19 protein-coding genes and 5 pseudogenes are annotated in these 22,166 nt (G+C 38.2%); 3 read left to right on the forward strand and 21 right to left on the reverse strand.

Annotation, left to right across the window (positions count from 1 at the left end; genetic code table 11):
* Nucleotides 1-92: 92 nt before the first annotated feature.
* The 16 genes and pseudogenes from DIZ30_RS11545 to DIZ30_RS11620 form a co-directional block, all read right to left on the reverse strand.
* Nucleotides 93-974: pseudogene (locus DIZ30_RS11545) on the reverse strand (alpha-rhamnosidase); the annotation flags it as partial.
* Nucleotides 975-1,001: 27 nt separating this feature from the next.
* Nucleotides 1,002-2,332, reverse strand: a pseudogene (locus tag DIZ30_RS11550) (MFS transporter).
* 134 nt (nt 2,333-2,466) lie between these two features.
* Nucleotides 2,467-3,443 (reverse strand): annotated as a pseudogene (locus DIZ30_RS11555) (AraC family transcriptional regulator).
* Nucleotides 3,444-3,931: 488 nt separating this feature from the next.
* Nucleotides 3,932-4,390: pseudogene (gene tnpA, locus DIZ30_RS11560) on the reverse strand (IS200/IS605 family transposase); the annotation flags it as partial.
* A 211-nt stretch (nt 4,391-4,601) separates the two neighbouring features.
* Complete coding sequence (locus DIZ30_RS11565) at nt 4,602-5,993, reverse strand: L-cystine transporter (RefSeq protein WP_002295194.1); 1,392 nt, start codon at nt 5,991-5,993, stop codon at nt 4,602-4,604.
* 212 nt (nt 5,994-6,205) lie between these two features.
* Nucleotides 6,206-6,592 carry a DUF1149 family protein gene (locus tag DIZ30_RS11570; protein WP_002291995.1) on the reverse strand — a complete coding sequence of 129 codons (387 nt, stop codon included), beginning with the start codon at nt 6,590-6,592 and terminating at the stop codon, nt 6,206-6,208.
* 93 nt (nt 6,593-6,685) lie between these two features.
* On the reverse strand, nt 6,686-7,282 hold the full coding sequence (locus DIZ30_RS11575) for an HAD-IA family hydrolase (RefSeq protein ID WP_234414810.1): 597 nt from the start codon (nt 7,280-7,282) through the stop codon (nt 6,686-6,688).
* A gap of 63 nt (nt 7,283-7,345) precedes the next feature.
* Nucleotides 7,346-8,014: a 2,3-diphosphoglycerate-dependent phosphoglycerate mutase gene (locus DIZ30_RS11580; protein ID WP_109023219.1), complete on the reverse strand. Its 669-nt coding sequence runs from the start codon at nt 8,012-8,014 to the stop codon at nt 7,346-7,348.
* Between the two features lie 11 nt (nt 8,015-8,025).
* On the reverse strand, nt 8,026-8,466 hold the full coding sequence (locus DIZ30_RS11585; RefSeq protein WP_002324957.1) for a hypothetical protein: 441 nt from the start codon (nt 8,464-8,466) through the stop codon (nt 8,026-8,028).
* Nucleotides 8,467-8,524: 58 nt separating this feature from the next.
* Nucleotides 8,525-9,196: a transcriptional regulator gene (locus DIZ30_RS11590; protein ID WP_002295199.1), complete on the reverse strand. Its 672-nt coding sequence runs from the start codon at nt 9,194-9,196 to the stop codon at nt 8,525-8,527.
* Between the two features lie 184 nt (nt 9,197-9,380).
* Nucleotides 9,381-9,779 (reverse strand): P-II family nitrogen regulator, encoded by a 399-nt coding sequence (locus DIZ30_RS11595; RefSeq protein ID WP_002324007.1) that lies wholly within the window; start codon nt 9,777-9,779, stop codon nt 9,381-9,383.
* Complete coding sequence (locus DIZ30_RS11600) at nt 9,776-10,549, reverse strand: DUF1538 domain-containing protein (protein WP_002324006.1); 774 nt, start codon at nt 10,547-10,549, stop codon at nt 9,776-9,778. The genes DIZ30_RS11595 and DIZ30_RS11600 overlap by 4 nt, the downstream gene beginning before the upstream one ends.
* Nucleotides 10,546-11,229 (reverse strand): DUF1538 domain-containing protein, encoded by a 684-nt coding sequence (locus tag DIZ30_RS11605; protein ID WP_002296409.1) that lies wholly within the window; start codon nt 11,227-11,229, stop codon nt 10,546-10,548. The genes DIZ30_RS11600 and DIZ30_RS11605 overlap by 4 nt, the downstream gene beginning before the upstream one ends.
* A gap of 167 nt (nt 11,230-11,396) precedes the next feature.
* Nucleotides 11,397-12,284 carry a carbohydrate ABC transporter permease gene (locus tag DIZ30_RS11610; protein WP_109023220.1) on the reverse strand — a complete coding sequence of 296 codons (888 nt, stop codon included), beginning with the start codon at nt 12,282-12,284 and terminating at the stop codon, nt 11,397-11,399.
* Nucleotides 12,281-13,150: a carbohydrate ABC transporter permease gene (locus DIZ30_RS11615; protein WP_002289132.1), complete on the reverse strand. Its 870-nt coding sequence runs from the start codon at nt 13,148-13,150 to the stop codon at nt 12,281-12,283. Before DIZ30_RS11615 ends, DIZ30_RS11610 begins: the two co-directional genes overlap by 4 nt.
* Before the next feature lie 136 nt (nt 13,151-13,286).
* Complete coding sequence (locus tag DIZ30_RS11620) at nt 13,287-14,561, reverse strand: ABC transporter substrate-binding protein (RefSeq protein WP_109023221.1); 1,275 nt, start codon at nt 14,559-14,561, stop codon at nt 13,287-13,289.
* Between the two features lie 272 nt (nt 14,562-14,833).
* On the opposite strand from DIZ30_RS11620, the pseudogene DIZ30_RS11625 reads away from it, so the two are divergent.
* From DIZ30_RS11625 to DIZ30_RS11635, 3 genes and pseudogenes are all read left to right on the forward strand, one after another.
* Nucleotides 14,834-15,413 (forward strand): annotated as a pseudogene (locus tag DIZ30_RS11625) (response regulator).
* Nucleotides 15,413-16,342, forward strand: coding sequence for an AraC family transcriptional regulator (locus DIZ30_RS11630; protein WP_002324001.1), 930 nt, complete (start codon nt 15,413-15,415; stop codon nt 16,340-16,342). Before DIZ30_RS11625 ends, DIZ30_RS11630 begins: the two are co-directional and overlap by 1 nt.
* Nucleotides 16,339-18,075, forward strand: a complete 1,737-nt coding sequence (locus DIZ30_RS11635) for a sensor histidine kinase (RefSeq protein WP_002326952.1) — start codon at nt 16,339-16,341, stop codon at nt 18,073-18,075. Before DIZ30_RS11630 ends, DIZ30_RS11635 begins: the two co-directional genes overlap by 4 nt.
* 62 nt (nt 18,076-18,137) lie before the next feature.
* On the opposite strand, the gene pheA is transcribed toward DIZ30_RS11635, so the two are convergent.
* The 5 genes from pheA to DIZ30_RS13785 all read right to left on the reverse strand — a co-directional run.
* On the reverse strand, nt 18,138-18,974 hold the full coding sequence (pheA, locus tag DIZ30_RS11640; RefSeq protein WP_049143614.1) for a prephenate dehydratase: 837 nt from the start codon (nt 18,972-18,974) through the stop codon (nt 18,138-18,140).
* Nucleotides 18,971-19,480: a shikimate kinase gene (locus tag DIZ30_RS11645; RefSeq protein WP_002295213.1), complete on the reverse strand. Its 510-nt coding sequence runs from the start codon at nt 19,478-19,480 to the stop codon at nt 18,971-18,973. Before DIZ30_RS11645 ends, pheA begins: the two co-directional genes overlap by 4 nt.
* A complete protein-coding gene (aroA, locus tag DIZ30_RS11650; RefSeq protein WP_002323997.1) occupies nt 19,473-20,768 on the reverse strand; it encodes a 3-phosphoshikimate 1-carboxyvinyltransferase in 1,296 nt (431 codons plus the stop codon). The genes DIZ30_RS11645 and aroA overlap by 8 nt, the downstream gene beginning before the upstream one ends.
* Nucleotides 20,769-20,780: 12 nt before the next feature.
* A complete protein-coding gene (locus tag DIZ30_RS11655) occupies nt 20,781-21,872 on the reverse strand; it encodes a prephenate dehydrogenase (RefSeq protein WP_109023223.1) in 1,092 nt (363 codons plus the stop codon).
* 16 nt (nt 21,873-21,888) lie between these two features.
* The coding region (locus DIZ30_RS13785; protein WP_234414811.1) for a chorismate synthase at nt 21,889-22,166 on the reverse strand (278 nt) is incomplete at its 5' end.

Below are 22,166 nucleotides of genomic sequence, written 5' to 3' on the forward strand. Positions count from 1 at the left end.
GAGTTTTGAGACTACTATATGCGTTTTTTTGTTGATTTACCAACATGTTTAGACATTTTCCTCTAGGAAAAAATTAACTAGCACCACGGGTATAAGGAAGTAACAAAAAAGAGGCTATAATCAAACAAAAACGTATCATCTGGTGTTAACTTAGGTTCTGTAAAAACATTAGCAGGTATTTTCCCTTCATTTGTCCGCATTCCGCCAAAAAGATACAAGCATCGTTTGACTAAAGACAAATCATTAAAAGTATAGTAATTAGCTAGTGCTTGAAGACGTAGATCGCCTAACCATAATCTTCGATCTCGTTTAGGACCATCTTCAAAGACGGTCTGCATGCAATCTAAAAGTGTTTTTACAGAAACATCGTAGATTGCCTTTAAAGTATTGTCTTCGATCGTCATCGTAGGTACTTGTGCCATTGAAACAGAACTTTTTGCTATAAATTTTGGACTACTAAAACTTGCTTGCCATTTAGGAGAGGTATCAATAACTGTTAGTTCTACATAACGACAGCTGTAGCGCCTAGGTAATTGCAGTGTAGTAGGTAACGTATCAAGATGAAGATATTCTTCTTGAATCCAGGAACGTGACAACCAGCCTTCGTAGTCCTCTGAACGGGCATATAATTCAGAAGGTACTTCTGCAAATTTCAAGCGTAAATACAAAGGTGCATCCATCGGTGAACCAACAGAATCGATATCAATACTAAATTGACCGACATAATGATCCCCTAAATCCAAGATGATGGACTCACCTCTTCCCAGTGAATACTGAGCTAATGTGCAGATGTCCTTTTGACTATCTTGAAGTTTAAACTCATTGGTACGTTGTTGTGCAGGAATTTTTTCAACAATTCGAATTGGTTGAATTTCTGTTTCAATTAGTTTTGGAATATTTTCTTCTGCTTTTTTCAATAATTTCTGATCATAATCCCAAACTACATCGTTATTTATTTGAAAAGTAAATGCCATATTTATTCTCCTTACTTGGTCAATTTTTCAAGCAGTGACATTAGTGTCTTGAAGATCTTCTGTCCCTCGTGTCTCAGATGTTCCATATTTCTTTTGTAACCGCATCATGACAATACCAGCAATTGTTGCTACTAAAACGATCCAAGCAAAGCCAATCATCGAAGATTGAATATGATCTGGCATTACTAAGTGAGGCGTAACAAATGCGAAAAGTCCACAACATAATCGTGAAAAACCATTGATAAATCCTTGCAATGATGCTCTTGTTTCTGCGGGAAATGATTCTTGTGTCCATACTTTATAAATGGCTTCCCCAGCTAAAGGATTACCAAAATTATAAAAAGCAATCGTCGTTGCCAAAGCAATAAAACCTGCGCCCCCACCGATTAAAACCATTCCGAGCATAGCTGCAAATTGAACGAAAGCACCTACAAAAAAAGCTTTATTTCGATATTTCCCACCAGAAATAGAAGTAAAAACAATCGTTGTACCTAAAGCAACAACATTCAAAATGATTCCTAATCCAGTTGCTTGTGTTTGACTAGCTCCAGCATTCGTTAAAGCATACGTTTGGAACTGCCCCCACGTATTTGCTAGTAGATTCCAACATACATAAAAAGTAATGATAGCTAAAAAGAATCCTAAATATTTTCGCTTATTTTCTCCAAAAAGAACCGTTTTGAATGAGACTTCATGGTCATGTTCTGTCATTACCTTATTGGCAGCTTGGCGGATATACCCTTCTTCATGGAAGTTTTGAACTTAGTAGAAAATGTGCGCCATAGCCATGTGATAACGGCAAATCCAAACAAAATAGCAAACACGAGCCGTGCACCTAATACACCTTGAACACCTGAAAGTAGGAAAGAACAAATGTACGAAATAAAAACACCAATCTGCCAAAAAATCTGTGTCGAAGAAACTAATTGCGCAGACGTTGTTTCATCTGGGGCATCATGAGAAACTACCGTTAAACTAATGGGCAAATCAGCACCAGAAGAAATACCCATGATGATTAATCCTGCGAGTAACATCAAAAAACTCGTTGAAAAAATACAAATTGCTGCACCAATACCATAAAAAAGGTTAAGCCAATTAAATGATCGAATCAGACCGAAACCTCTAGTAATATTTCCGGCAAACATGGAACCAAAAGCTATCGCAAAAGTTAAACTTCCTGAAAGAATCCCTACTTGCCCCGTTGTTAACTCTAACCCCTTTTGCCAAACTGGAATCGTTGCTGACAATCCAACGATACAACCTGATCCTAGCATTGATCCGATTCCTGCAGCGGTTGCTAAAGGAGAATACTTTTTGACGACTGAATTGTTTTTTTTATTCAAACTCAAACACTCCATTTCTGTTTTATCAGCTGATCAGCTTACAAGGCAATTGTAAGCGCACTACAACATTTCAGCCATGGTCTAAATACAGCTTTTTTTATCCAAACTACAGAAAAAGACTTTCCTTTTTCAGGAAAATCTTTTTGGAGTCAATGATGCATTAGATGATCTCTCATTTGTTTTGGTGTTCTATCTGTAAACCTGGCAAATAATTTATAGAGGGAAGGTAGCGAGTGAAAGCCAATATCATAGGCAATTTCTTCTATGCTTTTATCCGTTTCTTTCATCAATTCTAGTACTGTATGATATTTCGCAATATTGATCAACTCTTGAAATGTTCGTCCCGTCTCTTTCTTCAATTTATTTCCCATATAATTTGCATTATACCCAAATTCTTTAGCCAATGCTTTTAAGCTAAGATGCCTAAAGTTGGTTTCAATATACCTGATGATTTGGATAATCTCTTCATCTTTTTCTTGATAGTTATCCAAGCTTTCTTCTTCAATCACTCGAGTTAATTCAATAAGCAAAACTGACAACAACAAGTTTGCCTCTCGCATATAATAGCGTTTTTTATAAACATATTCCCAAACTAGTTTATGGAGGATCAGTTGAACTTCTTCATTTTTTCCACAATGAAAATGATGAAATACGTCGTGTTTCCCTGATTTATTTGATGCGTTCATCAAAAATTCGTTCACTAATCCTGTCGATTTAACCATATTGATAATAATATCGGTCGTAATTGACTCATCTTTCAGTAAGATATTAATCAATAAATCATTTTCAGTTAATGGATCGATACGTTGGACAATGTCTTTATCCAATAGGATGATTTCTCCTTCTTTCAATTCTATCTTTGTTTCATTGACATACTGTGTACAGGTATCAGAAAGCATATAGTTAAATTCAACAAACTCATGTGTATGGTTAGGCATCGCTGAATAGCGATGATGTTTACTAATATAAATATTTCCTTCTTTAAAAAATTATAGCCAGGCATTTTAGGCACATCAATTTCTCCAAATGGTAAATTTTGATCATTTACATTGTAGCCTTTTATGCGTTGAATTTTTTCAATTTCATTTTCTTGAAGAAAGATTTGTTTTAATTCTTCATACTTCATTTGTTTTCCTCCAACTAAAGTAAAATAAGTAGTGAGTAAGACCAAATAATCTTTTTATTAGTTTTAGGATAGCATAAAAAGTGAATTCTCTACATGAATTATTTATACGCCTACCATGATCTTCTGAGCTATTTATCTGATAAAATAAAAGCTAGTATAGAGAGTTTGATTCTTCACTGATAAGCTTAAAAGGATAGGTAAGTACGCAATTAAGTTTAAATGGTTGAACAAAACTATTAGATTAGGCCGAAAATCATGTAACTTATAGTCTCAACATACGTAAATAAGAAGGACGATTTTGTTCGAACTTTCTTTCACTCCTCACTATAATCCAAAAATAATCAAAACCACCCGTATGAACGGGTGGTTTGTTCTGCGACTGAAAGCCTCTTTTACCGGCCTAAGCCTGAAAAGCTTACCGAATCGGTTCCCTCTTGCTCCACATTTACTCGCTGCTTCTCAAAGAAGCCCTTAGTGTTTCTTCCGGTTTTTTCTCCAGTAAACGGATCAACTTCTTCAAACAATGTAAGCTGATTTGCTACGTGGTCTTCTCTTAATTGATTACGAATATATTCTGCAATTTTTTTCTTGTTTCGTCCTACTGTGTCCACATAATATCCTCTACACCAAAACTTTCTATTTCCATAACGATATTTGAGTTCTGCATGTCTATCAAAAATCATTAGACTACTTTTTCCTTTTAGGTAACCTAAAAATTGAGAGACACTTATTTTTGGTGGGATACTGACTAACATGTGTATATGATCTGGACAAGCATTTGCTTCTAAAATCTCAACGCCCTTTCTTTCGCATAATTCGCGTATAATCTCTCCAATACTTGCTTTATAATTGCCATAAATGATTTGGTGACGAAATTCCGGAGCGAATACTATATGATACTTACATTCCCAAACAGTGTGTGATAAACTTTCTGTAGCCTTTTTCATAAAAAGGTACCTCCTAAACTTTTTGATGTGGTGGTCGGGAAACCTCATCTTATCAGTTTAGGTGGCTTTTTTTATACCTCGCTAGAAGCTTTCCGGAACCACCTGCATAGCAGGTGGTTTTCAAAACACACAAAAAAATATAGGGCAAAATCATCTATCGATGATTTTGCCCTATAATCTTAGTATATTTCCTAATATGTTTTAACTATGACTATGCATTCACATCGATCACTTTAGAATCATCATTGATGACATCGCGATCTAAATCTTTGATGCGTGCACTTGTCACGATACCAGCTACCATGCTACCGCTGACGTTTACTGCTGTACGTGCCATATCGATCAATGGTTCGACAGAGATAACTAACCCAACGATTGCTACTGGCAAGTTCATTGCCCCTAAAACGATCAGTGAAGCAAATGTTGCACCCCCACCGACTCCAGCTACACCAAAAGAACTGATTGTTACAATTGCCACAAGCATCAAAATAAATTCCAAACTAAAGACATTCACTCCAGCTGCTGGTGCGACGATCGTTGCCAACATAGCTGGATAAACGCCAGCACAGCCGTTTTGTCCAATAGACAAACCAAAACTTGCTGAGAAATTAGCTGTTGCATCATCTACTCCTAAAGCTTTTGTCTGAGTCTCGATATTCAATGGCAAAGCTCCAGCACTTGAACGTGAAGTAAACGCAAAGCTCAATACCGGAAAGGCTTTTTTGAAATAGTTGATTGGATTGACTTTTGCACCAATCAAAATCAGTGAGTGGACAATCAAAACAGCAAGCAATGCTACGTAAGAAGCAACGACAAATTTACCTAAATTGACGATAGCTGCAAAATCACTTGTTGCCAAAACGTTTGTCATCAAAGCAAATACTCCATAAGGTGTCAAACGCAAAACAAGCGTCACGATCCGCATAATGATTTTATACAGACTGTCGACTAAATCTGAAAAGAATGCTGCTTCTTTTGGCGCTTTTCTTTTCACGCCTAGATAAGCGATTCCGACAAATGCCGCGAAAATAACGACTCCAATCGTACTTGTTGCACGACTACCTGCTAAATCAGCAAATACGTTTTTAGGGATAAAGGATAAAATCTGCTGTGGAATCGATAAGTTTTCAACTGTTTCCTGACGTGTTGCCAGTTCAGAGATTCGTGCTGTTTCTGCAGCTCCTTGTGTAAATTTAGCTCCTTGGAGTCCGAACAGCATTGTTGAACCAATTCCGATCAATGCTGCAATAGCTGTTGTTCCAAGTAAAGAAGTCAATACAGTCGCACTAATTTTCCCTAGCTTTTCAGAAACTTTCATTTTTGTGAATGCACCAATGATCGAAATAAACACTAAAGGCATAACTAGCATTTGCAAGAATGATACATATCCTTGACCTACAATCCCGATCCATTCCATGGATTGAGTAACGACTTTGTCGTCTACACCAAAGATCAATTGAAGCAGACCGCCAAAGACGATACCAACTCCTAATGCTGTAAAGACGCGTGTTGAAAATTTTGTATGGCGCTTTTGCATACGATAGAACACATATAATAATGCCGCAAAAACTAGAACCACTAAAACTGTGATGAGTGTTGTCATTTTTCTCCTCCTCATATTATTAATGACAAGTCCATCGAAGGAAGTAAAGGTTCCCGAGAATGATTCTTCAACCATCCTCCTGAAAAAATTTTTTTCAGTGACTTTTATATTTTAGACGATTTTTATCGAAATGACATTCTTTTTGCTTACAATTAGTAATAAAAAAACATACCTGTGATAGCTTTAATCTATCGCAGGTATGTTTTTACTGTCTATTCTTGTTTTTCTGATTGAAAATTCAATTTTACCCCAGGCTGATCTAAGGCGATCTCTGTCACCTCATAAGACATTCGGCGTACGATATCGAATAACGGTGCTACTAGCTCGTCCACTTCTTCTTGTGTGACATCATTTTGACCTTCAATTTTCCGATTGAGGATATGATTGATCTGACTCACACTTCCAGATAAAACATATGTATCAAACACTAAACGGAACTCTAAGCGTGCTCCTACGATGCTATGTTCTTTCGGATAGTTTTCGATCGTTTCTTTTAAAGGCGAGAAGCCCACTTTCAAATCTGTTTCTACTTCTTGGTTCGGCAATCTCATATCATAATGAAATGCTTCTACAACTTCTTTTTGTCTTCTGATTTCCATATAATTTTATCACTCCTTTATGAAAATTATAACATATCTCCTTTGAAAGGGGATACTACTTTTTAATGATGCTCTGCAAGGTAAGGATTTCATTCAGATTTCATTCAGATTTCCTACCACATAATCTGCCGGGATCTCACCCAGAAAATGATCGATGTCGTAAAGACAAGTAGCGACTCCTGCATTTTTCCCTGCTTCGATATCTAAACGACGATCGCCGATCATCATCGTGTCTGTTCTTTCTAAATGAAAAGTATCGATCAAATAATTTAAAGATGCTGGATCCGGTTTACGAGGAAAGTCCTGATCGATCCCTACTACTTCCTCAATCAGATGTGCCAATCGATGTTCTTTTAACAGGCCCCATGTTGATTCTGTCAAACGGTGGGTCAGGATGAAATGACGACCGCCGTTGTCTTTTAGCATTTCCAGTACTTGTTTCGTTTCTGGAAATGGACGGGAAACTTCCGTACTTTCTTTTTCATATCGGTGAAATAATTCATTAAACTCTTTGGCATTCAAGTTTGATTCATTGATCAAATAACTAGTAGAATACTTTTTCATTTTGAAGTAGATTTCTTTTTTGTCCATACTGATACCAAAATCTTTTAGTGCTTGCCATGCACCATCTACCATTGCGGGATACGTATCAAACAATGTACCATCAAAGTCCCATATATAATTTTTCATGTTCCTTTTGTTCCATTCCTTTGCTTCTTTTTTCTATCTCTCACTTTTAGATAAAGGTGTTCTTTAAAGTATTTTTTTGTCCAGAATTGTCAAATCATCTGCTAATGTATACTGGATTGGTTGTGCATTTGGGATATCGATCGTATCCATTTGATCTTCAGGAACATCTTCTAAATATTTTGTCAGTGCTCGGATGCTATTACCATGACCCACAACTAGTAAATCTTGCCGATCTTTTAGTTTTGGTGCTAGATGATCTTGCCATAAGGGAATGATCCGATTCACTGTCATTTCCAGACTTTCTCCGTATAGGATTAAATGCGGGTCCAAGTGATCATATCTGCGGTCAAATCTATTTTCTGCGGTTAACGGCGGAACTTCCGTATATCCTCTGCGCCATTTTTTTACTTGATCTTTTCCGTATATTTCTTTCATCTTATCTTTGTTTTTACCCACAAGATCCCCATAATGCCGTTCATTTAGACGCCATGTTTTTATTATAGGAAGCCATAACTGACCCATTTCTTCTAGTGCGACTTGTCCGGTAAGAATCGCACGTTTCAAAACAGAGGCATAAACGGCATCGAATTGAAGGCCAGCTTCAAGCATTTTTTGACCGGCTACTGCTGCTTGTTCTTTTCCTTTTTCTGTTAAGGCGACATCTAGCCATCCTGTCCAGTAATTTTCAAAATTTGCTTCGCTTTCGCCATGACGTAATAATACTAATTTCATTCTTTTCTCCCTTAAACATTCGTTTCGAATTTTATACCACATGTTTTGCATGTCACGCGTATTCGTCCTTTTCCTTTAGGCGCACGCTGCTTTTGATGACAATTCGGGCACTCAAAAAAAGTATAACTTTTTCGATCCATTTTAGCTTGCTTTTTGTTTGTTATCTGATGATATTTTTCTTTGACTCTATCAAGATATTTCAAATAACGTTGATTCTCATTTAGTCTGGGGTAGATTTTTTTTGATAGGAAACGAAATATCATCCATCCGAAAAAGACGATGAACAACAATTGTCCGATTCTATAGGGCAACCAACGACTTAGCAAACTAAAGACAAGCGCAGCGATCAATAGACCGCGATTCAACTGATCAAATTTCGCATATCTTCCCTGCATAAGTTTGTGATAGTTCTGCTGAAATCGTATTAGCCTTTCTAACCATGTTTGCATAATATTATCTCCTCCATCATCTAATATTTATTATGACAAAAAAATCTAAAAAGAAAAAGCCTTAATTGGCCTTTTCCATTGCAACTTGGTGAAGGACATTCCGATTTCTGGTAAAGTCAATCACAATCACTTTCTTTTTATCTTCTCTGTTGACTACTCGAAATGTGTCCGTCAATGGAAGAAACAGCTTCTTAGATGGTAGCTGTTGCATACGTATAAAACGATGGATCATCGTAATCAATTGAGGAAATTGAATAGACGTGTGAAGCAGACCTGGATATTTTTTCAACAGCTGTGTCGTTTTGATCAGATTCCGTTTTTTACTGATCACTTTTAAAAAGCTTTTTAGAATCTTTTGCTGACGTCTAAAAATAGAAAAAGAATTTTCGTCATCTATTTGATAACGCATTTGTTTTTGCAGTTCTGCTGCAGTCAGATGGATCTTCCCATCGTTTGTATCGATCATTAAACCTTCTGGAAACAGTTCAACCACTGCTCGATCCCAAGATTCAAGAGAAAGCTCGATATAATCTTTTACTGGTAATTCCAATTCTACCTTAAAAAAGTGCAAAACAGCCGACAGCCCTTCTGCTTGATAGATTTCTCCTAATGTTAGCCCCTCTAGATGGAACTCTGGTGAAAAATGCAGCAATGTTTTATTTTCCTGCAATTGAACATATAGAAATGTAGATCGCTCAATCAGAGTATCTTTTAAAACAACTAAAAAATTCATTTTTCTCCCCCTTTTTTCATCATTTTTAAAATAGCATATTTTGAAAAGAAAGTCTGATGCTTAGAGTAGAATTTCATAAAAATTTACTATTTCATAAGTATTCACGAGAAAAATACAAACAAAAAAGCGGAAATAACGCTCATCCGCCTTCTTGTTTATGTTTATTTCCTCTTCAAACGCTTGTCTATGATTCAGACTTTTCTCTATCTTTATTTTCATCTAAAAGTTCTTGCATTCCGATAATTTCTCGATATTGATGAATCTTAGTGATACCAATGACTTTGTCTACATCAATACTAAAACAAATACCATTACCTGGAATATCGATGTTGATGCCTTGACCAATCGCATCCATTACTTTATTCGTCAAACTATCGGGTACTAATGTCAACACAATATCTTTTTCTGGCGAAATGTCCAAACCTAAAAATTTCCCTGAATCATGTACACCAGAACCTCTTCCATGTAAGATCGTTCCGCCTGCTGCACCTGCTTCTTTTGAAAAGTCGATAACATCTTCGCCCATTCCTCCGTCAACGATCGTCACAATCATGTGAAGATTCAATGCTACAAGATCTTTCATTTGCTTTCCCCCAATTTTTGCAATCTTTCTTTTTCGATTCTGTCTTTTTCATCTTTTCGTTTATAAATATATCCTAGTACTAAAGTGGATAATATTGGTGTCAATGCAATCATTGCAACCACACCAAACCCGTCAATGATCGGATCTCTTCCCTCAATTTGTGCAGCGATCGCCACGCTCATTGATAAAATAAATGTCGAACACATCGGACCCGTTGCTACTCCACCGTTGTCAAAAGCCATTGCTAAAAAGATCTTGTCCACTTTTCGTCCTAAAATAAATGCTAGCCCATATCCTGGGATCAAGAAATAATAAAGAGAGAATCCGACGAGCAAACGCCACATAGACAACCCTACTGCTGCGCCAATCCCAATCGAAATCACCATCAGCATGACTTTCGACCGGATCCTTCCTTCACTCAATTCTTCAACCTGTTTGACCATTACATGAATCGCCGGCTCAGCAAACCCTACTAGGAACCCCATCAAAAAGCCAAGGGGAACCAGTATATAATTGTAAGGAAATCCCGCAATAGCACTGCCTAAATGCTGTCCTACCGGTACATAAGCCATATTGACTCCGTGCAGGAAAAGGATCAACCCAATAGTCGTTATCAAGAAACCCTTCATAATGTCAAAGAAACGCTTTTTGCGCATACGAAAACTAATGATATTCATTAAAACAAATAGGATTACGATAGGTGCCACTGCCAAAATGACTTCCATGGTAACGATTTCGATTCCATCTATCACTTGCTGCCAGAAACTCATTGGAAGATCACCCCCAAAATCATCACGGCAAGAATCGGCCCTAACGAAGCAATACCGACCATTCCAAAACTGTCATTTTCATTTTTCTTTTGTTTGATCATGCTAGTCATCCCTCCGGCAAGGGCCAAAATAAACGGAACAGTTACTGGACCAGTAGTTACTCCGCCCGAATCAAAAGCAATCGGCATAAATTCGGAACTGGTGAAAAATGAGGCGATCAAAACGCCTATGTAGCCTATAGCCATCAATTGATAATAGGATAGCTTGAATACGACCCGAAGTAGCGCAAAGGCTAAAAATACTCCAGTGCCGACGCTGACGATCCCAATCAGCAACACTCTGCCAATCTCTCCGTCAGATATATCATATACTTGTTGTCCCAAAACTTGCACGGAAGGTTCAGCAATCGTGATCACGATCCCGATAGCAAATCCCAAACTGACCAAAACAGTCAAACTTTTCTTTTTGATCATATATTTCCCTACTAGATCTCCGACTTCCATCATAGAATAATCTGCTCCAAACAAAAAGAGCGTCATTCCGATCATCATGATTGCCGCACCAACCAGAAATGAAGCGAGGTCTTCTCCTTCTAACGGTGCAAAAACAAACGTTAAAATGACAATCAGGACAGTCATCGGCAATATAGCAGCAATCACTTCTTTAAAATTTTTTAGCATGTATCCTCCTCCTTTACTCTTTAAGTTTACCTTAAAATGAAAGAGTTTTCGAGCACAAACTTAAAACGTTATCATTTAAATTTTCTCAACATAAAATAACACGCTTCCCAAAAGTATCTTTTTACTTGGAAAAATGACTTTGAAGGAACGCGCTTATTGTGTTTTTTTTATTTTACAGAGCCGATCATTCCTTGAACGAATTGCTTTTGCAAAACAAAAAATACGATGGCAGTTGGTAAAGTAGCGATGACTAATCCAGCCATGATCATTCCATAGTCTGGTGTATAGGAAGCACCCATAGCAGATAAAACAAGCGGAACCGTCCGTTTATCAGGAGATTGCAAAGCTACTAAGGGCCATAAATAATTGTTCCAGCTACTCATGAATGTGATGATTGCAGCCGCGGCATAGGTATTTTTAGCCGTCGGCATATACACTCTAAAAAAAATACTTAGTTCTTTTAGACCGTCTAATCGAGCGGATTCTACTAGATCTTTTGGAAAAGATTTAACATTTTGTCGAAAGAAGAAGATCAAAAAAGCAGTGCTAACAGATGGCAGGATGACAACCAAGAAACTGTTGATTCCCAAAACCGTTCCGTTCAATTGTGAAAACATTCGATACAAAGGGATCATCAATGCCGCAAAAGGAACCATCATCGATAGCAGTAGAATATTGAAAATTAGGTCTTTTCGTTTACTTTGATAAATCTCAAATCCATATCCTGCCATTGACGAAATCAGCAATGCAAACACAGTGGTCACCAAAGCGATCATCGCTGAATTCCAAAGGGAACGAGTAAAATTCAGCTCATTGGAAAACAAATTTTGAAAATTGATGATCAAGTTACTGCCAATCTTTATTTTTCCCGATGTGATATCCACGGGTGTATTCGTCATTCCCAAAACCATCCAGACAAAAGGGAAAATGGAAATAAATGATAGGATGCTTAATGCTGTATACTTTAATACTGACCCAATTGTCGAACGAAGTTCTAATGCATGTTTTTTGACGTTGGGGCGTTCGATTGTTTCTTTTTCTACCATATTTTTCATCGACTTTCTCCTCCTACTTTCGTTTGGATTATCGACAATATCACAATAAAGGAAACAATAACAAAGGAAACTGCTGCCGCATATCCAAAATTAGGCGTGAATTTATAACTCAAATTATAGATGTATTGAGATAGGGTGGTCGTTGCATTTGCTGGTCCCCCGCCAGTAATATTTTGTACTTCATCAAAAAGCTGCAATGTCCCGATCGTCGAAGTAATGGAAGTAAACAAAATGATTGGTTTTAAATTTGGGATCGTCACTTTGATAAACTGCTGCCATTTAGAAGCACCGTCAATAGATGCTGCTTCATAAATCTCCGAATCAATATTTTGCATGCCTGAAAGGAAAAAAATCATATTGTATCCAGTCCAACGCCAAGTGATTGAAAGAATGATCAGAACTCTCGCCCAAATTGGATGAGTCAACCAGCCAATCGGTGTGTCAATCATACCAATGCCCAACAACAAGTTGTTTACAAGGCCAGATTGAGAAAATAGACTTTTCATGATCAGAGAATAACTGACCATCGAAGTGATACATGGAAGAAAGATAGCGGTTCGAAACAACCCTTTATATTTCAACTTTTTATCATTTAAAAGGTTGGAAATAAAAAGTGCTAGAAACAACATGATCGGTACTTGTACAAGTAAATACAGGAATGTATTAAAAAAAGCTTTTTTAAAAGTTGCATCTGTCAACATCCGCTGATAATTACCTAACCCGTTAAATGTCATATTGACAGGGGGACCACTTTGAAAAGACGTGATCAAAGCCAAAACCATCGGAATAAAAACCATGATTGATATCAAAATGACTGGCAAGATTAAAAAAGCATGCCCGTTTTTGAATAAATCTTTCTGCTTCATTCTTTTCCCTCCAATTCTATCATTGATTATCTACATGAAAAGACAAGAAAGACAACATCTGTAAGGCAGACGTGATCTTTTTTGTCTTTTCGTTTGTCTGATGAAAAAGCGAAGAAATTCACTTTTTTACCACCGATCAATTAGCCAATTGTGCTTCTACTTGTTTTTGTGTATCTGCTAGTACCTTGTCTGTCTCTTCTCCATTGATGATTCGATGAAGAGCTTCAGCTACGACTGCTTCAATTGCATAGGTCTCATGTCCGTAATTCACTTCTGGTATTTCAGATGTCCATGTTGAAAAATCGTCAAAGATCTTTTGACCACTGTAAAATTCAGAAGCTTCTTGTTCATTCGCGCTAAGCATCGTAGATACAAGTCCGATTTCTTTCGCAAGAGTGCCCATCAGTTCTTCATTCGAAGCAAACGTTGCTTCTAGGAAATCTTTCGCTGAATCTTCTCCAGCTACTCCTTTGATCACATACCAGCCAGCGCCGCCAAGGTTAGAAGCTTGCGCTTTTTGCAGATTTTCTGGAAGTGCAGGTATTGGTGCAATCTTCCATTTTCCAGATTGGTTTTCTGCTCCTTGGATCGTTGAAGAATACCAAGCGCCAGTTGGGCTAGAAGCTACTGCTCCTGATTGTATCGCAGTTACTCCAGCATTCCAGTCAGAGGTTTGTTCGACTAGATCTTCTTTCAAAATAGTGGCAAACAATTCAAGACCATACTTTAAAGATGCATTGACTTGGATCGTGACTGTCTCTCCATCTTCAGATGTATACCACTCTCCTGCCTGTTGCATAATCATCCTTACTCGACCAAGGTCAGAAGGATTGACTTCAGCGATTTTCTTTCCCGTCTTTTCTTTGACATCTCGCGCTACTTGAATATACTCGTCCCATTTTAGATTATCCATATCCTCTTCTGTATAACCTGCTTCTGCCATCAGATCCGTACGATAGAAGTTTGCTGTTACGCCCGAATCGAAAGGAACACCGTATATTTTATCTCCTACTTTGTTTACCGCAAATTTATACGGTGCAAAATGATCTTCCTTTACAATAGCAGACAAATCAGCGAATGCATCTGGATAAGAAGTCAAATAGCCTTGTATCCTATAATCTTCAATCAAGACGATATTGGGCAATCCTTCTGTATTCCCGCTCGCTAAAGCGGTGTTCAGTTTCTGAACGATATCATCCTGAGACATCGTAACAACTTCTATCTCTGTTTCTTCGTTCTCATAAACTTTTTTTGCTTCATTCACTGCTTTGGTATTGAATGTCTCATCCCACGCCCAGACAGTGACTTTTTCTTCGTTGTCTGCTGTACTACTAGCACTTCCGCATCCTGTTAAGAAACCTGATGCTGCCGCTAAACAAACGACTCCAGCAATTAACTTTCTGATGTTCATTTTTATCCGCTCCTTTTCCATCCATTAGTTGTTTACGTTTGCTACATTCATCATACCAAAAATTGAAAACGGTTTCTTTATTATTCAGATACTTCAAAAATTTCTCCTAAAATAATAAAAAAATACAAATCAACTATGACAAAAGGAATAATCTTAGCATCTAGACCAAAGATCGAAATGGTGAGGTTTCTTTAAAATAAAAATATCCTTGCATTTTCTCCTAGAAATAAGTATTTTTAAATTATAAGACTATTCTTAAGGCGGGTAAAAAAATGCCAATACGCGTAATTCTTATCGATGATGAACAGACGATTTTAGATGGAATGAAACAGTTGATCAATTGGTCTGAGCACGGGTTTCAATTAATAGGGACTTTTTCCAGCCCATTGAAAGCGCTTGATTTTTCTTTGGTACATGCAATCGATATCGTGGTCACAGATGTAATGATGCCTGAATTAAATGGAATCGAATTATCGCGGCTATTAAAACAGCAACAACCTGAAACACAGATCCTTATCCTCTCTAGCTATGATGAATTTGATATGGTTAAAGATTCTTTTAAAGAAGGCGTCGCTGATTATCTTTTAAAGCCTCGATTGAGTCCTGATTTTTTTCTAAATTCCTTAACTGCCGTTTCACAAAAAATCAAAAAAAAGCCCAACAAAAGCCCAATCACCAATCGTTATGAGCAGATCTGCGAGAATCTTTCACAGCAGATTGCTGGACAAACTCGTCCATTGCTTGACCCTCTTCTTTTTGAACAGACCCTGTTTTTTCTGTTATATACCGAAAAACGGCCATTCAGTTCAAAACAAGGCTCTAAACAAAAATAGTCGATCACCCATTCATTGATGGATAGCGATGATTCGTTTACTATTTATCCTGTTTCCACCTTTTCGGAAGAATCCGGCTATGTAATCAATACTGATTCCAAAGATACACTTAGGAAGTTTGTTCAAAAGTTTCGTCAAGAAGTTTTTCCAGGTGATTTTTTTGTTGTTTCTGATTCTTTTGCAATCCAAGATATCAATGAAATATTCCAAGAGATCAGAAATTGCACCAAAGGACAACGTTTCTATCATAAGGGAAAGAACCTTGCTTATCAGCATGAACTTCTTCCGTTATTAACCAACCACGAGCAGCAAGCAAGTAGTTATTTAACAAAAATCGTTCATAAAGACTACGCTTTAGCTGTCAAAGAACTTGAGAATTTCTTCACGACGATATTGGAACAGCCTATTGATCCAGCTTATTTGAAACATGAGGCAATCAATCGTTTCTATGCATTACTCAACGCTTTGGCTGACGAGCATGTTGGGAATGAAGAACTTTCTTTGCTCAAGATCGCCCTTCCTTCTTTATTAGCCGATGCTGAGTATTTCGAAGATTTTTCTATTCTTGTCAAAGAAACACTTGAGAAACTCACCCACTTTTCTGCAAATGCAAAAAAAGACAATTTAGATATCTTGACTTTGATCTACGAGTTCGTCCAGGAAAATTATGAGAAAGAAATCAATTTACAACTTTTATCCGAAAAATATCATTTTTCATATAGCTATCTCTCAGCCATCTTTACTGAAAAATTTGGTATCAACTTTTCAAAATATCTAAAAAAAGTCCGTATCAGTAAAGCCAAGCTCTTTTTGACGGAAACACGGCTTACTTTGACGGAAATCTGTGAGAAAGTCGGCTATACCGAACTGGGTTATTTCTCCAGAGTTTTTAAAGAAGAGACAGGAATGACACCTTCTCAATACCGTAAAGGAACTTTTTTAAAATGAGAAAAAAAATCAAAGAGCATGAACTCTTTACCAAACTTCTGTTCATTTTGTTCATCGGTCTTTTTCTGCAAGCCATCGTCATCTCTTTGTTTATTTATCATCGATCAAGGGATGCCTATATCCAGCTGTTCAATCAATCGAATGATGTGGTACTAAAAAAGATCCAATCTGAATTTGAAAGCTTGAATGATACAATCGAGAATACATTAGCCGCTTTTGATTCTAATCCAGCTGTCGAAAGCTATTTTTCCAATGATCCAGCCCAACATATGGAACAGCTTCAGCAACTAAGAACAATCCAAAAAATGAATGACTCTCTTTCAAAAATCCATCCAATGATCGATTACGATGTATTGATCTTTGGAGAAAATGGAAGAACTTTTGTCGGAAACGACATGCTCACTGCCGTATCTGCCGATTCTTTTTTTCAATCTGCGATTGCTCAGAGAGTGAATGAACGTGCTGCTGATACACAAATGCTTTTTGCACACCACGGATTGACTCTTCGCGATAAGAAAGCACCCAGCGTCTTCTTTGTCAAAAAACTGAAAAATACATTGAATCACGTTTACGGATATGCTGTTTTATCGATCTCATCCAAGCAACTAGCGAATCTTTTTCAATCTGTAGTAAATCCTGAGATATCGAAGATCTCCTTCATGAACGAAGAACAGACGATCATCGCATCAAATGAAGAAAATACAATTGGGAGCCGATCAATGATTTTCAAAAAACTAACAGTAGGTGAAACAACGATTTCAAATGGACAGCAGTTGACCCGTCTTCCTTTGTACCGCCAGGATTGTACATTACTCAGTCAAGTCGATCTTCATTCTTTGTCTAACCAAATGGGCGTGATTTTTCCGATTATTTTGTATAATATCGTGACACTTGCTTTTGCTGGCTCATTGGTATTTATGTATTTGGATCGACACACAAAATCGATCTACCGCTTGATTGATTCGCTAAAACGGCTAGAGGAAGATGGCTTAAAAGCTACTGTTCCTGTACAAGGAAGCCATGAAGTCCAATTGCTAGGGAATACGATCAATCAATTGCTAAGTAATGCTCAGCATCATTATGAACAGACGATCCAAGACGAAAAGAAGAAACGTTCGCTTGAAATCCAAACTATGCAAGCACAGATACAGCCCCATTTTATTTATAATACGCTGACTAGCTTGAAATTTTTGATTTGGCAGAAAAAAACAGATGAAGCAGTTCAAGGAATCGACAGTTTCATTACTTTACTAAGAAGTACGATTGGGAAAAAAGAAGAAGTGATTCCAGTCAAGGAAGAAATCAAAAGCGTACAAAGTTACATCGATCTTTTGAGTATGCGATATGGCGAAAGAATCTCGGCTAAAATAATGATTCCTGATGAACTGCAGTCATTATCTATGCCGAATATGATCCTTCAACCAATTATCGAAAACGCCTATCTTCATGCTTTTCACAATAAAACGCAAGGATTCATCACGGTGTACGGCAAAACAAAAAATCAGCTTCTTTTATTCGAAGTGATTGATAACGGCGATGGCTTCGATACTGAAAATACCAAACAAAAAAATGATCATTTTTCAGGAATCGGCATCAGCCATGTAGATGAGCGGATACGCCTAATGTATGGCGATGCATATGGCTTAACGATCCAATCAGTGATTGGGACAGGAACGACTGTAACGATTTGTCTACCGCTTCTTCCTAAAAATCAATCAGAATATCAAAAATAAAGAATAGCCAAGCGCTGATTTTTTTATTTTAAGTTAAATAAATCAATCAGTATTCTTGACTTTCATCTACGCGTCTCTTCTACTGTCAGCACTGGATAACAGCCCAATATTTGACTTTCTCCTCCGAGCATCTTGATTTCTTGGAGCGCATTCTCTACTAATGTCATTGGGCGGTCCAACAACAAATCGATCACGAAAAAATATTCTCCCAAGCTAGTTTTCAATGGTCGGGATTCAATCTTACTTAAGTTGATTTCCCGCCAGCCAAAAGCTGCCAGCATTTTATGAAGCATCCCTGGCCGATTAGCAGGTAGTGTCAAGATGACACTCATTTTTACTGGAGCTGACTGCTGGCTGGTGATCTTTCGGTCACCTATGATCCAAAAACGTGTCTGATTCAACTCATTATCTTGGATATTCTCAGCTAAGATCTCCAATCCAACATGCTGTGCTGTTTCTAATGAAGCAATCGCTGCTGCGTCTTCTTTCGGATGTTCTGCTACATACATTGCTGCAGCAGTTGTTGATTCTGTTGCTACTAAAGGAACATTAGGATAATGCGTTTCTAAAAACTGTTGTGATTGTGCTAGTGCTTGTGGATGTGAAAGGATTTTTGTAATCTTTGTTGCTGGATTGCCTAAAAGCTGCTGCTTGATAGGAAGAACGATTTCACTTTTAACTTCGACTTCTGGATGTTTGGAAAGAAGATCGATTGTGTGATGAACAGATCCTTCCAATGAATTCTCTACAGGAACGACAGCCAGATCGACTTGTTTGCGAAACAAAGCGCGCAAACAAGCAGGGATGGAAGCATACGCAGTCAATTGTTCTGTAGGAAATAGCTGACAAGCCGCCTGATAAGTGAATGAACTTTCTGGCCCTAGATAGCTGACGTTCATATGCTTTTGATCCTTTCTATAATGGTATCGATGATCTTTTCTGGTGTTTGATTGGTCGTGTTGATTCGATGTGTCGCACTTTCTTCATACCAAGAAAGTCGTTGTGCCAATAATGCTTTTATTTCTTCTCTTGTTTTTCCAAGAGCTAAAGGTCGAATAGACGTTTCATCTTGTTGGATACGATCAACTAGACAGTCCGCTTCTGCCTCTAAGTAAAGAACAATCGGCTGTGTTTTTAAAAAACGCCGATTTTCTGCACTTTGGACAATCCCTCCACCAGTCGCGATAATTTTATCTTCATTTGACAGCTTTCTTAAAATATCTGACTCCACTTTTCGAAAGCTTTTTTCACCGTAATAGTGAAAATATTCGGCAATCGACAATTGGATATGTTCCTCAATCTTTGTATCTAAATCTACATACTCTTTTTGTAAACGTTGAGCTAACCCTTTACCGATTGTTGTTTTTCCAGCGCCCATGAAACCAATCAGCAAAATGCTAGCCATGAGCTTCTCCTCCTGACACAAGTTCTGCTAAATCGTCAAAAAATGCCGGATAAGAGATTGAAACAGCTTCAGCTCCTTCTAGTTCGCAAGGTCCATCAGCTATCAAAGCAGCTACTTGCAGCATCATACCGATTCGATGATCGCCTCTGCTGGACACTTTTGCGCCCTGCAGAGGTGTCGGCCCATGGATGATCAGACCGTCTGCTGTCGCTTTTATCTTTGCTCCCATTTTCTGTAATTCTTCTGCCACCGCATCAATTCTGTTGGTTTCTTTTACTTTTAATTCTTCTGCGTCTTTGATGATCGTGATTCCTTCTGCTTGAGTAGCCACTAAAGCTAGAATGGGCAATTCATCAATCAGACGTGGAATGATTTCTCCACCAATCGTTGCTTTCTTCAAATGACTCGTCTTGACACTTAAATCAGCCGATTGGTTCTGTTCATTGTGATTCGTATGGGTAATCGCTGCGCCCATCTCCTCCAGCACATCTAAGATACCGGTTCTTGTTGGATTGACCCCGACATTTTTTAATAACAGTTGGCTTTCCGGAACAAGAAGCCCTGCTGCTAGAAAGAAAGCAGCCGATGAAATATCGCCTGGAACAGTTATCTGTTGACCAGTTAATTTTTGTGGTCCTGTTACCGTGATTGTTTTACCTTCTACTGAGATCCTTCCGCCAAATTGACGAATCATTTCTTCCGTATGGTTACGGGAACGTTCTTTTTCAACGATTACGGATGTGCCTTCTGCTTGTAATGCCGCAAACAGCAAAGCAGATTTGACTTGCGCACTGGCTACAGGCATATTGTATCGGATAGGTGATAAAGAGTTGGTTCCTGTCACAGTGATTGGTAGATACTGCTCATTCTCTTTTCCTTGCAAGTCAGCGCCCATCTCGCGTAAAGGTTCCATCACTCGCCCCATTGGACGTTTAGACAACGAAGCATCCCCGAACAGAGTAGTCGTAAAAGGCTGTCCAGCCAAAATACCCATCAATAAACGTATGGTCGTACCGGAGTTTCCCATGTCGATTGATTCGGTTGGTTGGACAAATGAGTGGCTACCGCGACCATGAATCTTGATCATCTCTTCCTCTTCTTCGATTTCAACGCCTAATTGCTGGAAGGCATGTAAAGTACTCAGACAATCTTCTGCGCGCAAAAAATTTTGTATAGTCGTCGTTCCTTCCGCAATTGCCCCAAACATGATGCTGCGATGAGAAATTGATTTGTCTGCTGGTATCCTAACAGTTCCTCTTAATCCATGTATTTGTTGTAATAATTGCATTTATCCAGCCTCCTATTTGATCCAGCAATGGTAACTGGTATTAGACATAATGATTCTTTTTGCTTGTAACAAATCCTGTTGGTTTTTAAAACTGATTTGCAGTATTCCTAAAATATCTTCCCTGGTCTCTTGGATCTTCAAATTAATCAAAGAAACTCCCGCTTTTCCGATCAGTCCAGTTACTTCTGCAATCACGCCAGGTTCATCTGGCACATCGATAAATAAATCAAAAAAGGCAGGAATCGCGCCTTGCTTATGGATAGGCAACTGGTCTCGACTTTCTTTTGCCCGATTGAAAAAAGAAAAGATTTCCGATTGGTTCTCAGTCATGATCCATTCTGCTATTTGTGCCATTTCTTGCTGCCAATCCGCCAATCGTTCCAATAATATCTGCTTATTGCTCAACAAAATATCTGTCCACATAACAGGATCCGAGGAAGCGATCCTAGTGATATCTCGAAAGCCTCCTGCTGCCAGTTGTTTGGCTCGCGGATACTCTTGATTGAATTGTTCTGCCTGATTGACTAAGCCAGCTGCCAGAATATGTGGAAAATGACTTAGTATTCCTGTTATACGGTCATGTTCTCTTGCTGTAAGAGTTACATATTTTGCTTTGGTTCCGCAAAATAGTTCTTGCAGTTTTTCAACATCTTTTTTCGTCTTTTCCAAAGGTGTAAAGATGTAATAGGCATTTTCAAATAGTTTAGCATCTGCTGCCTGTATACCTGATTTATGAGAACCAGCCATTGGATGTCCACCGACAAACCGAAGATTTTTCTGCTCAGCGGATGTCACGACTTGCTGCTTCGTACTGCTGACATCCGTAATGATGACGTGATCAGACAAGTTGGTTCTTTCAAGGACATCAAGATAAGCTAAGGTTGTACGGACGGGAACGGCTAATAAGATAACGTCTGCTTGTTCTGCACCTGTTTCAAAATCACTTGCAACGTAATCAACGATCTGCTGTTCTACTGCTTGCTCACGGGTTTTTGACTGACTATCCCAACCAACTACTATCAGTTCTGGATTGGTCTGACGAATACAAAGTGCCATAGAAGCACCAATCAGTCCAAGCCCCACGATAAAAACATGTTGTGCCATCTTATTTGCCCCCTTTTTAATAATGTTTCAAGTAGTCACGGTACTCCTTCACTGCAACTTTCAACTCAACAAGCGAATCACTTGGGAATTTTGACAATAGCTCTGTCGCTACCACAGTGGCTACAACATTTTCCGCAACGACGCTAGCTGCAGGAACTGCTGTACTATCCGAACGTTCTACACTTGCTTTGTAAGGTTCTTTTGTATCGATATCAATACTTTGAAGTGGCTTGTACAATGTAGGGATGGGTTTCATGACCCCGCGAATGACAAGTGGTTCGCCATTGGTCATTC

Source organism: Enterococcus sp. H57, from assembly GCF_003112495.1.
Taxonomy (GTDB): Bacteria; Bacillota; Bacilli; order Lactobacillales; family Enterococcaceae; genus Enterococcus_B; species Enterococcus_B faecium.

Excerpts from the sequence above, each read along its gene's own strand:
- DIZ30_RS11600 (WP_002324006.1), bottom strand. The coding sequence starts at position 10,549 with ATGAGTTTCTGGCAGCAAGTGATAGATGGAATCGAAATCGTTACCATG.
- DIZ30_RS11615 (WP_002289132.1), bottom strand. The coding sequence starts at position 13,150 with ATGAAGCAGAAAGATTTATTCAAAAACGGGCATGCTTTTTTAATCTTG.
- DIZ30_RS11570 (WP_002291995.1), bottom strand. The coding sequence starts at position 6,592 with ATGGAAATCAGAAGACAAAAAGAAGTTGTAGAAGCATTTCATTATGAT.
- DIZ30_RS11580 (WP_109023219.1), bottom strand. The coding sequence starts at position 8,014 with ATGAAATTAGTATTATTACGTCATGGCGAAAGCGAAGCAAATTTTGAA.
- DIZ30_RS11605 (WP_002296409.1), bottom strand. The coding sequence starts at position 11,229 with ATGCTAAAAAATTTTAAAGAAGTGATTGCTGCTATATTGCCGATGACT.
- DIZ30_RS11595 (WP_002324007.1), bottom strand. The coding sequence starts at position 9,779 with ATGAAAGATCTTGTAGCATTGAATCTTCACATGATTGTGACGATCGTT.
- DIZ30_RS11655 (WP_109023223.1), bottom strand. The coding sequence starts at position 21,872 with ATGGCACAACATGTTTTTATCGTGGGGCTTGGACTGATTGGTGCTTCT.
- DIZ30_RS11630 (WP_002324001.1), top strand. The coding sequence starts at position 15,413 with ATGGATAGCGATGATTCGTTTACTATTTATCCTGTTTCCACCTTTTCG.
- DIZ30_RS11645 (WP_002295213.1), bottom strand. The coding sequence starts at position 19,480 with ATGGCTAGCATTTTGCTGATTGGTTTCATGGGCGCTGGAAAAACAACA.
- DIZ30_RS11590 (WP_002295199.1), bottom strand. The coding sequence starts at position 9,196 with ATGAATTTTTTAGTTGTTTTAAAAGATACTCTGATTGAGCGATCTACA.
- DIZ30_RS11610 (WP_109023220.1), bottom strand. The coding sequence starts at position 12,284 with ATGAAAAATATGGTAGAAAAAGAAACAATCGAACGCCCCAACGTCAAA.
- aroA (WP_002323997.1), bottom strand. The coding sequence starts at position 20,768 with ATGCAATTATTACAACAAATACATGGATTAAGAGGAACTGTTAGGATA.
- DIZ30_RS11620 (WP_109023221.1), bottom strand. The coding sequence starts at position 14,561 with ATGAACATCAGAAAGTTAATTGCTGGAGTCGTTTGTTTAGCGGCAGCA.
- DIZ30_RS11635 (WP_002326952.1), top strand. The coding sequence starts at position 16,339 with ATGAGAAAAAAAATCAAAGAGCATGAACTCTTTACCAAACTTCTGTTC.
- DIZ30_RS11565 (WP_002295194.1), bottom strand. The coding sequence starts at position 5,993 with ATGACAACACTCATCACAGTTTTAGTGGTTCTAGTTTTTGCGGCATTA.
- pheA (WP_049143614.1), bottom strand. The coding sequence starts at position 18,974 with ATGAACGTCAGCTATCTAGGGCCAGAAAGTTCATTCACTTATCAGGCG.
- DIZ30_RS11575 (WP_234414810.1), bottom strand. The coding sequence starts at position 7,282 with ATGAAAAATTATATATGGGACTTTGATGGTACATTGTTTGATACGTAT.